We start from the raw sequence: 13216 nt of genomic DNA, 5'->3' as shown, positions 1-13216 counted from the left end.
CGTCCTATCGGCTTCCCAAACGTTTCAGGGCATATTGTAGCAGGGCGCCCTCCGTTGCCCCCTCCGGAGCACCTTTGAGAGCCACCTCGGCTTCGGCCGAGGTGAAGCCCATGGCCAGCAGCGCCTCCGTGGCGCCCTGCAGGGCCACGGCATCGGCCGGAGCTTCGGTACTGGCGCTGAACAGCGAATCGAGGCTGGCCTCGAGCGTGCCCTTAAGCTCGAGGATAATGCGCTCGGCGGTTTTCTTGCCCACGCCGGGAATATGCGATACCCGAGTCACATCGCCGGCGGCCACGGCATCGGCCAGCTCGCGGGGGCTGTAGGTGGACAGGGCGGCCAGAGCCATTTTCGGCCCCACCTTGCTCACTGACACCAAGCGCTCGAACAGGGCTTTCTCTTCTTCCGTGAGAAAACCGTACAGTGCCAGCCCGTTGTCGGTGACGGAGAGATAGGTGAGCACGAGCACGTCCTCGCCCACGGGGGGCAGCTTGGCCAGGGCCGATTGCGCCATGGCGACGCTGTAGCCCACGCCGTTGACATCGATAAGGGCGGTGCTGGGAGGCAGCGCGGCGGCCACCGCCCCCTTCAAAAAGGCGATCATGCAAACATTCCGTTCTCGTGAGTGATATGGCAGATGGCCGCCGCCAGCGCATCGGCGGCGTGATCGGGCTCGGGCGGTCGATCGAGCCTCAGCAAATGACGCACCATGTACTGCACCTGGTCTTTCTCGGCTGAGCCCTCGCCCACCACGGCCAATTTGATTTGACGGGGCGAGTACTCCCCCACCGTGAGGCCTCCTTCGGCGCAGGCCACCAGGGCGGCGCCTCGGGCCTGCCCCGTGGCAAAGGCCGCCGTAATGTTCTGGCCGAACCACACCGTTTCGATGCCGACGCATTCCGGCTGGAAGCGCTGCACCACGGCACCGATTTGATGGTGGATTTTCATGAGGCGCTCGGCCAAAGGCTGGGAAGCCGGCGTGGCCACGCAGCCGTAGGCAATGCAGCCCATGGAAGCGCCGCACTGCTCGACCACGCCCCAGCCCGTATGGGCTAGGCCGGGGTCGATACCCAGTATGATGCGTGTTTTGCCAGCCAAAAGAAAAGCCCCACTTTCAATCGTGGGGCTTATCATAGAACATATGTTTGATGGTTGCAAGCGGAATCCCGCACAACCGCTCGCGTCCTGCGGCCTACGGACGCTGGCCCATGCCGCCTTCCAGGGTAAGGGTCTCGCCGCTCATGAACTTGAAGTCGGGGTTGGCCAGCTGCACCACCACACGCCCGATCTCCTTTTCAACATCGCCGTAGTGGCCCATGGGAGGCATGTGCACGTTGGCCTCGAAGGCGTCAGGGTACTGCTCCTGGAAGTTCTCCAGCGCGGCGGTCCAAGCCAGCGGGCACACCACGTTCACGTTGATGCCGTCGGGGCCCCACTCGGTGGCGGCCACGCGGCTCATACCGCGGATGCCCTCCTTGGCAGCGGCGTAGGCGCACTGGCCGTAGTTGCCGAACAAGCCGGCGCCCGAGGCGAAGTTGATAACCGAGCCCTTGGTCTCCTTCAGGTGCGGATAACACGCCTGCATATAGTAGAAGGTGGCATACAGGCCCGAGTAGATGGCCAGGTCGAACTGATCGGTGGAGTGATCGGCCAGGGTGACGCCGGAGGCCGAGGCCTGGGCGTTGTTCACCAGCACGTCGATACGGCCGAACTTCTCGATGGCCTGGTCGATGACGTTCTGCACCGTAGCCTTGTTGTCGGTGCCGGCGGCCACATCGGCGGCCACGGGCAGCACCTGGATGCCGTAGGCCTCCTCCAGGCGGGCCTTCGCCTCTTCGAGCTTCTTCACGTTGCGGCCGGTGATAACCAGGTTCGCGCCCTCCTTGGCGTAGGCCGTGGCAATGCCGTAGCCAATGGAGCCAGCGGAGCCGTCCTTCAGCGCCGCAAATCCACCGCCGGTGATAATGGCAGTCTTACCTTCCAAAAAACCCATGGTACCTCCTTTGTCCAATGCACGAGCGCCGAAACGGCGCACTTGCTTCACTCCACCCTATCAGAAGGATGCCGGCAAATGTTTCTATCCTGTTGCAAGTGGCCGCAGGCCGCCCCGAAAGGCAGGGCGACGAAACGCGCCCTTGGCGCAAAAAAGCCCCGAAGCTGAGCTTCGGGGCTTCAACAGGCAAAAGCTGCAAAAACGAGTTACTCGTCCAGGGCCTCGGCGATCTCGTCGGTGATGTCCATGGTGTGGTACACCGCCTGCAGATCCTCCAGCTCCTCCAGCTTGTCGATGAGGCGCATGACCTTCTTGGCGTCGGCCACGGAAACTTCGGTGGGGGCGGTGGGGACCATGATGAGCTCGGCGCCCTTCACCTGCACGCCCTGGGCCTCCAAAGCCTTCACGACGGCCATAAGGTCGGACGGTGCGGTGGTGACCACCCACTCCTCGTCGGCGTCCTCGTAGTCGTCGCCGCCGGCTTCGGCCACGGCAAGCATGAACTCTTCTTCATCGGCGGCAGCGCCGTTGGGGCCGACGGGGTTCTTCTTGTCGCCCGTCTCGACCTCCTTCGCCACCACAATCTGGCCCTTGCGCTCGAACTGGAACGCCACAGAGCCCGAGGTGCCCAGGTTGCCGCCCGAATGGGAGAAGGCAGCGCGCACGTCGGCAGCGGTGCGGTTGCGGTTATCGGTCAGCGCCTCGCACAGCACGGCCACGCCCGCCGGACCATAGCCCTCGTAGACCACCGTCTCGTAGTTGGCGGCATCCTTGCCGGAACCGAAAGCCTTGTCGATAGCGGTCTTGATTTTATCCTTGGGCATGGAGTAGCCCTTGGCCTTCTCGATGGCCGCAGCCAGAGAAGCGTTGTTGTCGGGGTTCGGGTCGCCGCCCTCCTTGGCGGCTACCGTGATGTTACGAGCCAGCTTCGAGAACAAAGCCGAGCGCTTGGCGTCCTGAGCGGCCTTGCGGTGCTTAGTTGTTGCCCATTTAGAATGCCCTGACATGAATACGTCCCTTCGAAATACGAATACAACAGCGGTTAATGGTACCACAAGGGCTGTTCTCGCGAAATACCGACTGCGCTCCCCCCGCAAAACGCCAAAACTAAGCGCTCGGGCGCTCAGGCGTCCACCTTCTCGAGCAGTTCCTCGCGGGAGCCTACGCCCAGCTTCTTGTAGATGCTCTTCACGTGGGTGCGCACGGTGCTCTCGGAAATGACCAGGGTGTCCGCCACGAAGGCAATGCCGTGGCCGCGTCCCAGATACCCGAAGATCTCGCGCTCGCGCGGCGTAAGCCCGCACTCGTCGGCCAAGGTCTCGCAGCGGGCCGCCACATCGAGCGCGCCCGCGGCCGCTCCGTCGACCTCGGCCGTGCCCTCATCCTCCACATCGCGTCGGCGCCACGGGGAAATCAGCGCCGAAGCCAGCATATAGGCGAAGTACAAGGTGCTTACCACCAGCAGCGCAGGACCTCCTCCTTCCGCTTTGAAGGGCTCCCATCCAGCAGCCGCTACGCCAAGGAGCGAGCAGGCGGCGAACCCCGCAAGGGCTGCCCCGTAAACCAGGCCGGGCGGAAACTCGCCGGCATGGGCAACGGCGCACAGTCCCGCCAAGGCAAGAATGGCCACGGCGCCATAGAAGGGATAGGTCATCCAACCCGCCAGCCACAGAGGCGGCGTACCGCCGGGGAAGGCATTCAACACGATCAGCACCAGGCACGCCAAGGGAAGCAAGAGCCGGTAAATAAGCGGCATGAGCGGGCGCTTGGAGCCGAACAGGCACAACGGCACCACGGCTACCGCGCCCAAGGCGCAGCCGAGCACCTCCATATGCACCACATCGAAGAGCACGAATTTACGCGTGCCCATCATGAACGCAAACACCATAAGGCCCACAAAGGGCATCGCCACCATCGAGGCCATGGCGCCAAGCCGCACGCGCAGGGGCTTCGCCGCCGATTCGCCGGCAGCTCCGGAGGCACCGGCCGCCAAAGGAGGGCGCTCTGAGAGCAACGCGCCTTCGCCCTCCCCTTCTCCGCCCGACGCGCCGGACGCATCGGGCGCGTTGAGCCCTTCCGCTCCCCCATGCCAGGCCAGCCAGTAGGGAAGCGCGCAGGCCAAAGGCAGCAGCAGGCAGAACACCAGAGCGCCCACGGCGAAGGTTACCGCCGACAGCAGAAGCTCCATAAGAGCCGCCGCCCCCACCATGATCGCCACCCACAGCAGAGCCCAGCGCAGGCTGAACTGCGCCATGTACACGCCCCACGCCACGGCCAGAACCACCGAGGCGAACGCCAGGAGCGCACCGGCCGCCACGGCCGCCACCGGCGTGGCGCACCCTTCCACGGCCACGCAGGCAATCAACAAAGCGTAGCCCGCGAGGTAGGCAATCGAGGCCACGCCGACGGCCCCGCGGGAAAGAACCAGCCGATCGCCACGGCGCACCGACAGAATGGCCACGAGCGTTCCCCATGCCACCGTGCCGCCGAGAAGCGTATTGGCAAAGGGCGCCATGAACACCGGCGAACCGGTGAGTTCCGTGCTGAAGAGCAGCTGATTGGGGGCGTAAATGGGCAACGTCGCCAAGAAGGCCGTCAGCAGCAGCGCCTCAGGCCTGAAGTACTTTGAAATCTGCACCGTCCGGCCCTCCCTGTCCATCGCGCAGCGTTTCGTCTGCAAGTATATCGGATGCCCGAGCCGCGCGCAGGCGACACCCGCATAAAAATGATCTCAAGCCCTTCCTGAACAGGCCTTGAGGGAAATCTCCCCCATTTCCGCGAGGGACAGAAACGCCAATATACCCCAGCCCGACGATTCCTCGCGCCCCCTTGCGATCCCTAGGATGCAGTCAGCGCCGCAACGAGGCGGCGCGAAGAAAGGAAACTCCGAAACACAGGGAGGTAAGGGATTATGAGCAAGACAACGACGCAGGGGATTTCTCGCCGCTCGTTTTTGGGCCTGGGCGCCACGGCCGCCATGGCCGCCGGCGTGGCGGGTCTGGCGGGCTGCAGCCCTTCGGGCGCCAGCTCGTCGAGCAGCACGGGTACTGAGGGCGGCGCGGCGAACGGCCAGCCCGTTGCCAGCGACGTGCACATCCACAACGTCACCGACACAAGCTGGATGACGCCGCCGGCCGAGGTGACCGACTTCGTCGAGGAGATCGACTGCGACGTGGTCGTGGCCGGCCATGGCTTCGCCGGCATCACCGCCTGCCGCGAACTGGCCGAGCAGGGGAAGAAGGTCGTGCTCGTCGAGAAGCAGCCCGAGGACACCTATGCCGCCACGGGCAACGAGTTCGCCGCCCTGAACGCAAAGATCCTGCAGGAACGCGGCGTGCCGCACATCGAGCCGGTGGAGTTCTACCAGAACTTCATGAAGATCACGGCCAACATGCCCAACCCCAGCCTGGTCATGAAATTCGCCCAGAACTCCGAGGAGAACTCCAACTGGTACCTCGACCAGCTTACCGAGGAGGACTTCGCCACCATGACCACGGCGTTCTTCCCGCCCACCGAGCACCAGCTCTCCGAGCTCTCGGGCATCAAGTTCTGGCCGAGCGTGTGCTCGTTCTACGGCGAGTGCAACCAGACGAAGATCCAGATGACCAACCAGGCGGCCGCCGAGAAGAACGGCGCCGAGTTCCGCTTCGGCACCACCGCCGAGTACGTCATCATGGATAACGGCGCCGTGGCCGGCATGGTCGCCCAGAACGAGAGCGGCTATCTGAAGTTCAACTGCAAGGCCGTGGTGCTGGCCTGCGGCGGCATGGGTGGCAACCCCGATATGATGGCCTACTTCATGCCCGATATGGCCCAGGCGCTCACGGGCGACGACGCCCTCACCTCCATGTCGGCCAACGACGGCCGCGGCGTGCAGATGGCCTACTGGGCCGGCGCGCACCTGGAGACCACGCCCATCCCCGGCATGAACATGAAGGGCCTGTCGGTGCCCGGCAAGATGAACTGCCTGCCCCAGGCCGTCTGGATCGACGAGGCCGGCAAGCGCTTCTGCAACGAGTACTACCCCACCTCCGAGCAGCGCGGCTACCAGACCGTCTTCATGAGCCGCAAGACGAAGTACGCCGTGCTCGACAACAACTTCACCGAGTACCGCCAGTACACGCTGCCCCAGCACGCCGGCTTCACCGCCAGCGAGGAGAACATCGCCGCCTTGCGCGAGGCCATGGACAAGGCCTACGCGAAGTTCAAGGGCACCTACGAGGAGCCCGAGTCCACCGGCGAGGAAGAAGGCGGCCACGGCCCCATGACCGAGGTGGAGTACATCGCCGACGACACCCTGGAGGGCCTGGCCAGCCAGCTCGGCCTCACCGGCGACGCCGCAACTGAGTTCGTGGCGCAGATCGAGCGCTACAACGGCTACTGCGAGGCCGGCGTCGACGAGGAGTTCGGCCGCGCCAAGGAAGTGCTGTTCCCCGTGAAGGACGGCCCCTTCTACGCCTGCACCTTCGATCCGGTGCTCGGCGAGACCATGGTCACCATGGGCGGTATCATCACCGACGGCGAGCAGAACGCCCTCGATGCCAACTACGAGCCCATCCCCGGCCTGTACGTGTCCGGCAACGACTGCGGCCGCCGCTTCGGCACCGAGTACATCACCCCCATCCCGGGTGTGTCCCTGGCCTTCGCCCTGGTGCTCGGCCGCGAGTGCGGCAAGTCCGTGGCGAAGTTCCTCGGCTAGCCTCCACGGCCCCATCGGCTCTCAAGCCACTTCCGCTGCGGGGCCTCTCCCCTCCCCCGCAGACAACTATAAAGCCCCCGGCCCATCCCTCCCTGGCCGGGGGCTTTTTCTGTGCGAAGAAAAGCGACTAGGCCTCTTCCCGCAGCCAAAGCCCGGTCTTGCCGCCGTCTTTCTTCAGCAGGCGCACATCGGTTATCTCCATGCCGCGGTCTACCGCTTTACACATGTCGTACACCGTCAGACACGCCACGGAGGCCGCCGTCAGCGCCTCCATTTCGATGCCCGTCTTGCCCGTCACGCCGCACGTAGTGGTCACGTGAATACCCACGCGGCCGTCCTCACGCTCGCCCTCGAACACCGGCGTGCACTCCACCTTCGCCTTGGTGATGTTCAGCGGGTGGCACATGGGAATAAGGTCGCTCGTCTTCTTGGCGGCCATGACGCCGGCCACGCGGGCGCAGGCAAGCACATCGCCCTTCTTCGCCGTGCCGCTGGCAATAAGGTCGAGTGTTTCCGGCTTCATAGAGATGAAGCCCTCGGCCACGGCCACGCGCTCCGTGTCAGCCTTCTGCGACACGTCCACCATGCGCACATCGCCCTTTTCATCGATATGGGTCAGCGATTCGCTCATCTATCCTCCGATCTGAGACATATTTCTCTCGGTGCCTACTTTGTCGTGGTGCTCGTCAGGCTTGGCGCCCAGCGCCTCCAAAAGCACATCGCGCACGGCCGCGTCGCTGCCCTCGCGCAAGGCGCTTCGTACGTCGTACTCAGTGTCCGAGAACAGACAGGGGCGCACTTTGCCATCGGCGGTCACGCGCAGGCGGTTGCATTCGGCGCAGAAGTGGCGCGACAAAGGGCTGATAAAGCCCACGGTGCCCTGGGCGTCGGGGAACTCGAAATAGCGGGCCGGGCCCCAGCCCAGCGGCTTCGAAGTACCCGCAGGCCGCAGCTCGGGCAAACCGGCCTCGCGCGCCTGTTTGTTAATGGTGTCGAACAACTCTTCGGAGGGAATGACGTCCTGCTTGCCCCAGCCGGTGCCCCCCTCTTCGCTGGTATCGCCCACGGGCATGTACTCGATAAACCGCATGTGCAGGGGGCGACCGATGGACATCTTCGCAAAAGCCAGGAAATCCTGGTCCAGGCTGCGCACGGTCACGGCGTTTACCTTGACGGGATTGAGTCCCGCCTCCAGTGCGGCGTCGATACCAGCCAGCGTATCCTCAAGGTTGCCCACGCGTGTGATAGCGCGGAATTGATCAGCGTCGAGGGTGTCCAACGAGATATTCACGCGAGAGAGCCCCGCCGCCTTTAAGTCGTCGATCATGCGGGGCAGAAGCACCCCGTTGGTGGTCATGGACACGTTTTCGATGCCATCGATCTTCGTGATGGCATCAACCAGATCGACCACGCCCTTGCGCACCAGAGGCTCGCCACCGGTCAGGCGCACGCTTCGAATACCCAAGCCCGCGGCCACCTTGACCAAGCGCTCGATTTCCTCGAGACGCAGAATCTCCTCGTGGCTCATAGCGCAGACGCCCTCTTCGGGCATGCAGTACACGCATCGGAAGTTGCACCGATCCGTCAGAGAAATACGCAGGTAATCGATTACCCGCCCATGCGAGTCTTTCATAGCTCCCCCTCGGCATGGCCCCAGGGCCGGCCTCTCATGCTCCCCTGGGGAGCCTCATTGCTTGGGAGGTATTATACACGACGGCATATAACCCTCAATAAGCTGTGGGACTTTCCCATCCCCTTTGCTGCGCATCCGTCCTTCTGGTTTCGGGACCCGCGACAGTTCGAGGCCCTCACTCCGCCTGCGCCCCGCCCTTCCTGCCGGACACTCAATGGGTCACTAAGTACACCTTGTCAGGGGGGATACGAATCCACAGTTCGTCGCCCTCGCGAGGCAAAACCTTGTCCGTGTGCTTCGAAATGCGCCAGAAGGCATGCTGGTGCAAGTAACTCATTTCGTTATCGTCGAAATCAACCGCCTGTTTTTCAGCATAGGGGCGGTCCACGAAACCCAGGAGCGCCGTGCGCTCGAAGCGGGAATCGCTCACGCGATCTACTCTCATACGGTAGCAGTTCTCGCCCGGTCCGTCGGCGCGCTCCAGATAGAAGGCGCGCACGCCCAGGCACTTCACATCCGCCGGCACCAGCGTTTCGGTCTGCACGCGAATGCCCCACTGCGGCAGCTCGACGCAGCGCTCGTCCACCCTCCGCGCGGGCGTGGCATTCTTGCAACCCGAAAGCTTGAGCCCCGCCACCGACTGGGGATGGTTCACCAGTTCGTCGCCCGTGCCCTCTTCCACAATACGCCCCGCGTCCACCACGGCAATGCGGTCGCAGAAGCGCAGGGACTCGTCAATATCGTGACTCACGTAGAGAATGGTGCCCTTATAGGCCTCGAAGAGGCTCACCAAGTTCTGCTCGAGCACACCCTTCAAGTGGGCATCCAGCGCACTGAACGGCTCGTCGAGCATGAGAATACCCGGACTCGCCGCCAGCATGCGCGCCAGGGCCACCCGCTGCTGCTGGCCACCCGACAACTGAGCCGGATAACGCTGGCCGAACCCGCGCAGACCGAATCGGTCCAGCTCGCGTGCCACAATGGCCGCCCGCTCCTCCTTTGACGCTTCGCGGCCAATTCCCGCCGCCACGTTATCGGCCACCGTCAAGTTGGGGAAGAGCATGTAATTCTGGAAGAGCAGTGCCGTCTTGCGCTGTTGCGGCGTCAGGTTGATGCGCTCTTCCGAGTCGAAGAAGACCTTGCCATTCACGACAATGCGACCCTCGTCGGGTGTTTCAATGCCGGCAATGCAGCGCAGAGTAAGGCTCTTGCCACAGCCCGATGCCCCCAGAAAGCCCAGGGTCTCATCGCCGGCCTCAAAGGCCACGTCCAGGGTATAGTCGCCGAAGCTCTTCCGAATATCCACTTGCAGGCTCATCGGGCACCTCCTTCGGCGCTGGCGCCCATAGCCGCCAGTTCCGCCTTCTCAAGACCATCGGAGCTGCCTTCTTGCCTGCCCCCGCCATGACGACCATGGCGCCGCGGCTTCGGCGAGCGACCGTCGGATCGCGGAGCCTTCTCGCGGTACCGCGTTGTATGACGACTCCATACGTTGATGAACAGAATAACCAGGAAGCTGAAGATGATCAGCACAATGGTCCAGAACCACGTGGCCGCCTGATTGCCGTTCATCCATTCGAAGTAAATGGCAATGGGGATGGTGCGCGTGCTGCCCAACTGGTTGCCCGCAAGAAAGAGCGTGCAACCGAACTCGCCTAGGGCGCGGGCAAAGGCCAGCACCGTGCCCGAGGCAATGGACGACCAGGCCAGGGGCAGCATCAGTTTGCGGAATATGCGCGCATTGGACCATCCCAGCGTGCGGGCCGCATCAAGCATGTTGGGATCAAGGCTCTCGAAGGCGCCGCGCGCACTGCGGTACATAAGGGGAAAGGCCACCACCACCGCGGCAATGACCGTCGCCTGCCAGCTGAACACCAGGGGAAAACCAATCTCCTGGAAGAACTGCCCAAAGGCGGTGTTGCGCCCCAGCAGCATCAGCAGCAGAAAGCCGCACACCGTAGGAGGCAATACCATGGGAATAGTAAACACCGTATCGAAAATGTCCTGAGCGCGCTTCGATATGCGCATGGTGAAGTAAGCTGCCGCCAATCCAAGGAAGAAGACGAAGACGATGGCCACGCCACAGGTTTTCAGCGTGACCCACAAAGGCGAGTAGTCCATCGTCGCCAGGAATTCACCCAGCTGCTCCAGGGGCGTACCGGCCTCGGCTATGACGGCGCTTTCCGCATCAACCAGCAAGAAGCTGTCCATCTGCGCCGGCTGAACGGTTTCCTTTACGTCGATGTCCTCGGTTGCCCCTGCGATAACCACGTAGAAGTAGCCTTCCTTAAGCTCACGGCCGAACTCATAGAAGACGTCGCCGATGGTCAAGCTTGGCTGCTGGGTGAAATACCAGGTTTGCTGCCGCTCCAGCGTAGTACTTCCCTTGGAAAGACCCTTGTCGAGGGGCAGGATCATGCTCAGCAGCTGCTGGCGATCCTCCCTGGCCTCCAGGTCAACACCAAGGGATGAGCATAGACCCTCAGGGGCGTAGACAACGGCATAGTCCGCGGTATTCACCACCATAGCCATATCGGGGCTGTCGATGCGATAGGTATAGCCATAGTACACGTCGTCGATAGCTCGATTGGAGCCCGTCTGGGAGCGCGAGAATCCCTCTACAGCCCACGGAACCGTACTCAACCGAGCCGCGTCGCCATCAGCCGACACATCGACCTCACCGCTCTCAGCAAGGGCTGCCACATCGAGCTCCTCCGCCGAAACCGGCTGAGATTCGGCAGGAGCGGCAAAAGCGCGCTCGGCGACGCCATAGCCGGCGAGCAGCACGATGGCTGCCATAAAAAGAGCCGCGCCTATTGCACGAACTCCTAACGTGAACCGCCAGGCGCCTTTCTGTTTGAGGCCCTTTGTCTCCATGTCCCGCATCCTTCATAGACAAGACGGGCGAAGCCATGCTTCGCCCGTCATCTCATTCCCTCTTGAGAATCTCTCGGAATGGCCTAGGCCATCTCGAAGCCCCACTCCTGCCAAATTTTAGCGCAATCCTCGTCGGTCATGCACCACTCCAGGAAGTCGGCAGCAGCTTCGGCGTTCTTGCTGTCCGTGCATACCGCGCCAGGATAGGTAATGGCCTTGTGGGTGTCGTCGGGCACAATGGAGCAGATGGACACGCCGCCCATGCGGTACACATCGGAGGTATAGACCATGGCAATGTCCACCTCGCCGGTCTCAGCGTACTTGCATACATCGCCCACCTTGGCGCCGAAGGTGATCTTCGGCTCCAGCGTGGAGGACCAGGTGCCCCCCTTGCCCGTAGCATCAGCGCCCGTAGCGCCATCAGGCTCAGTGTAAGCGCCTACCGTCGAAAGGGACTGAGCAGCATAGTTGCCCGCCGGCACGTTCTCATCGCCCACCGAAAGCGTGTACTTGCCAGCAGCGATATCTTCGAGCGTGACATCGGTGTTAGCCAGATCGCCGCCTTCCTTAGTTACCACTACCAACTGGTTGGTAAACATGGTGCGGTTCGTGTCAGACTTCACATAGCCGGCCTCGACGGCATCATCCATAGTGCCCTTGGAGGCGGTGATCAGAATGTCGGCGTACTGACCAGCACCGAGCATCTCGTTGAGCGTCCCCGAAGCCTCGTACTGAGTATCGCCGAACGTGACGTTAGGATGCTGCTGGGTGTACAGCTCCTGCGCCTCAGCCATGGCCTTCGTAAGCGAGTTAGCAGCAAAGATCTGCAGCTCTACCTCTTCGCCAGAAGCATCGGCATCGGCATCGGCAGCAGCGGTCGCTGGAGTCTCAGACGTCGGTTCTGACTTTGCCGACTCTTGATCGCTGGCTCCATCCGTTGAGGCACAGCCAAAGAACGCCAAGCTCAAGGCCAACAGACCCGCTGCAGCGATCACTTTCATTCCCTTGCGCATCAGTATCCTCCCTTATGGTTATTCTATATCAGAAATAATACAAGAATTATAATAGCGGTCCTTATATATTCACGCAAGGCAATTTATCTCAAAAGAGAATAAAAGGGCAGCAGCTCTCAGCCACCGCCCTTTTGCAAGACCTCCGCTCTCCTTACTTAGCGCGAGAGCTTGTACTCCAACCTGCGAAACGCACTTACAGCGAGAATCCCAGCGCCTCCAGCACATACTTGGGCACCATAAAGCGCACGGTTTTCTCGGGATCCACCATCTGGCATATCTGAACATCGGCTACCAGCGACAGCAGCATAACCACCTCAGCGGCATCTTTGCCCGTGCGATCACAGATCAGATCCACCATCTCGTGCACCGCACGATCGGCGGCAGCATCGAGGCTTTCAGCCGAGGCAATCACGCCCAGATGAGTGTCGTTCTCAATAAGGGGATCGGTCAGAGCAAGGTCAGGAAGCGCCGTAAGGGTCACCGTGGCGTACCCGGCCACCTCCGCACCGGACACGCTGATCTCGCCGTCTCCCATGGCTGCGTGCATGTCGCCGCACCCGAAAAGCGCGCCTTCCGCCGCCACGGGGAAATAGAGCGTCGCACCCGTAGTAATAGCCGTGTTGTCCATGTTTCCGCCATGGGATCCCGGTGTTCCGCAATTAACGGGCTCACCGGCCGGCGCCACACCGATAACGCCGATCATAGGGCGCAGAGGAATGCGCAAGGATTCATCCCACACCAGCTCGTCTCCGTCGATCTGACAGAGATGGGTGCTCCAAGCGTCGAAGCGGTCGCCGCAAACGCCTTCGCCCTCGCCCGTGCACGAGGCCGTCTGATCATCGAATTCGATGTTCTCGATGGTCACCTTCAGCGCACCGCCAGGCACCGCGCCCTCCACATAGATGGGCCCCGTTGCCGGATTGATGTGATCCCAATCGATTTCGTCGAGCTCGTCTTCGGGACGCTGCACTTGATTACCGAAGCAGTCTTTGGTACGAATGCGC

General features: G+C 62.4%; 12 protein-coding genes. 1 reads left to right on the top strand and 11 read right to left on the bottom strand.

What is annotated here, in order from left to right:
* Window positions 1–4: 4 nt before the first annotated feature.
* From ruvA to QZ307_RS04910, 5 genes are all read right to left on the bottom strand, one after another.
* Entirely contained in the window at window positions 5–601 is a 597-nt protein-coding gene (gene ruvA / locus QZ307_RS04930; RefSeq protein WP_295996689.1) for a Holliday junction branch migration protein RuvA, read from the bottom strand.
* The gene (ruvC, locus tag QZ307_RS04925; protein WP_295996687.1) at window positions 598–1131 is read right to left on the bottom strand and encodes a crossover junction endodeoxyribonuclease RuvC; all 534 of its coding nucleotides are present in this window, start codon (window positions 1129–1131) and stop codon (window positions 598–600) included. Before ruvC ends, ruvA begins: the two co-directional genes overlap by 4 nt.
* Before the next feature lie 58 nt (window positions 1132–1189).
* A complete protein-coding gene (locus QZ307_RS04920) occupies window positions 1190–1990 on the bottom strand; it encodes an SDR family NAD(P)-dependent oxidoreductase (RefSeq protein ID WP_295996685.1) in 801 nt (266 codons plus the stop codon).
* 206 nt (window positions 1991–2196) lie between these two features.
* A complete protein-coding gene (locus QZ307_RS04915; protein WP_295996683.1) occupies window positions 2197–2997 on the bottom strand; it encodes a YebC/PmpR family DNA-binding transcriptional regulator in 801 nt (266 codons plus the stop codon).
* 116 nt (window positions 2998–3113) lie between these two features.
* A complete protein-coding gene (locus tag QZ307_RS04910) occupies window positions 3114–4628 on the bottom strand; it encodes a helix-turn-helix transcriptional regulator (RefSeq protein ID WP_295996680.1) in 1515 nt (504 codons plus the stop codon).
* Between the two features lie 273 nt (window positions 4629–4901).
* Between QZ307_RS04910 and QZ307_RS04905 the strand changes: the two genes are divergently transcribed.
* The gene (locus QZ307_RS04905; RefSeq protein WP_295996677.1) at window positions 4902–6689 is read left to right on the top strand and encodes an FAD-dependent oxidoreductase; all 1788 of its coding nucleotides are present in this window, start codon (window positions 4902–4904) and stop codon (window positions 6687–6689) included.
* A 127-nt stretch (window positions 6690–6816) separates the two neighbouring features.
* Here QZ307_RS04905 and moaC read toward each other — a convergent pair whose 3' ends face one another.
* The 6 genes from moaC to QZ307_RS04875 all read right to left on the bottom strand — a co-directional run bounded on the left by moaC (window position 6817) and on the right by QZ307_RS04875 (window position 13182).
* Window positions 6817–7320 carry a cyclic pyranopterin monophosphate synthase MoaC gene (moaC, locus tag QZ307_RS04900; protein WP_295996674.1) on the bottom strand — a complete coding sequence of 168 codons (504 nt, stop codon included), beginning with the start codon at window positions 7318–7320 and terminating at the stop codon, window positions 6817–6819.
* Entirely contained in the window at window positions 7321–8322 is a 1002-nt protein-coding gene (moaA, locus tag QZ307_RS04895; protein ID WP_295996671.1) for a GTP 3',8-cyclase MoaA, read from the bottom strand.
* 211 nt (window positions 8323–8533) lie between these two features.
* Entirely contained in the window at window positions 8534–9640 is a 1107-nt protein-coding gene (locus QZ307_RS04890) for an ATP-binding cassette domain-containing protein (RefSeq protein ID WP_295996669.1), read from the bottom strand.
* On the bottom strand, window positions 9637–11121 hold the full coding sequence (modB, locus tag QZ307_RS04885; RefSeq protein WP_295996665.1) for a molybdate ABC transporter permease subunit: 1485 nt from the start codon (window positions 11119–11121) through the stop codon (window positions 9637–9639). Before modB ends, QZ307_RS04890 begins: the two co-directional genes overlap by 4 nt.
* A gap of 161 nt (window positions 11122–11282) precedes the next feature.
* Window positions 11283–12212, bottom strand: coding sequence for an extracellular solute-binding protein (locus QZ307_RS04880; RefSeq protein WP_295996663.1), 930 nt, complete (start codon window positions 12210–12212; stop codon window positions 11283–11285).
* 193 nt (window positions 12213–12405) lie between these two features.
* A complete protein-coding gene (locus QZ307_RS04875; protein WP_295996661.1) occupies window positions 12406–13182 on the bottom strand; it encodes an acetamidase/formamidase family protein in 777 nt (258 codons plus the stop codon).
* Between the last annotated feature and the right edge of the window lie 34 nt (window positions 13183–13216).

The organism is uncultured Adlercreutzia sp. (assembly GCA_910585575.1).
Lineage (GTDB): Bacteria > Actinomycetota > Coriobacteriia > Coriobacteriales > Eggerthellaceae > Adlercreutzia.
Note: the sequence above shows the minus strand (reverse complement) of the source record. Positions and strands in the feature narration are given on the sequence as shown.

Excerpts from the sequence above, each read along its gene's own strand:
- ruvA (WP_295996689.1), bottom strand. The coding sequence starts at position 601 with ATGATCGCCTTTTTGAAGGGGGCGGTGGCCGCCGCGCTGCCTCCCAGC.
- ruvC (WP_295996687.1), bottom strand. The coding sequence starts at position 1,131 with ATGATAAGCCCCACGATTGAAAGTGGGGCTTTTCTTTTGGCTGGCAAA.
- QZ307_RS04920 (WP_295996685.1), bottom strand. The coding sequence starts at position 1,990 with ATGGGTTTTTTGGAAGGTAAGACTGCCATTATCACCGGCGGTGGATTT.
- QZ307_RS04915 (WP_295996683.1), bottom strand. The coding sequence starts at position 2,997 with ATGTCAGGGCATTCTAAATGGGCAACAACTAAGCACCGCAAGGCCGCT.
- QZ307_RS04905 (WP_295996677.1), top strand. The coding sequence starts at position 4,902 with ATGAGCAAGACAACGACGCAGGGGATTTCTCGCCGCTCGTTTTTGGGC.
- moaC (WP_295996674.1), bottom strand. The coding sequence starts at position 7,320 with ATGAGCGAATCGCTGACCCATATCGATGAAAAGGGCGATGTGCGCATG.
- moaA (WP_295996671.1), bottom strand. The coding sequence starts at position 8,322 with ATGAAAGACTCGCATGGGCGGGTAATCGATTACCTGCGTATTTCTCTG.
- QZ307_RS04890 (WP_295996669.1), bottom strand. The coding sequence starts at position 9,640 with ATGAGCCTGCAAGTGGATATTCGGAAGAGCTTCGGCGACTATACCCTG.
- modB (WP_295996665.1), bottom strand. The coding sequence starts at position 11,121 with ATGGCAGCCATCGTGCTGCTCGCCGGCTATGGCGTCGCCGAGCGCGCT.
- QZ307_RS04880 (WP_295996663.1), bottom strand. The coding sequence starts at position 12,212 with ATGCGCAAGGGAATGAAAGTGATCGCTGCAGCGGGTCTGTTGGCCTTG.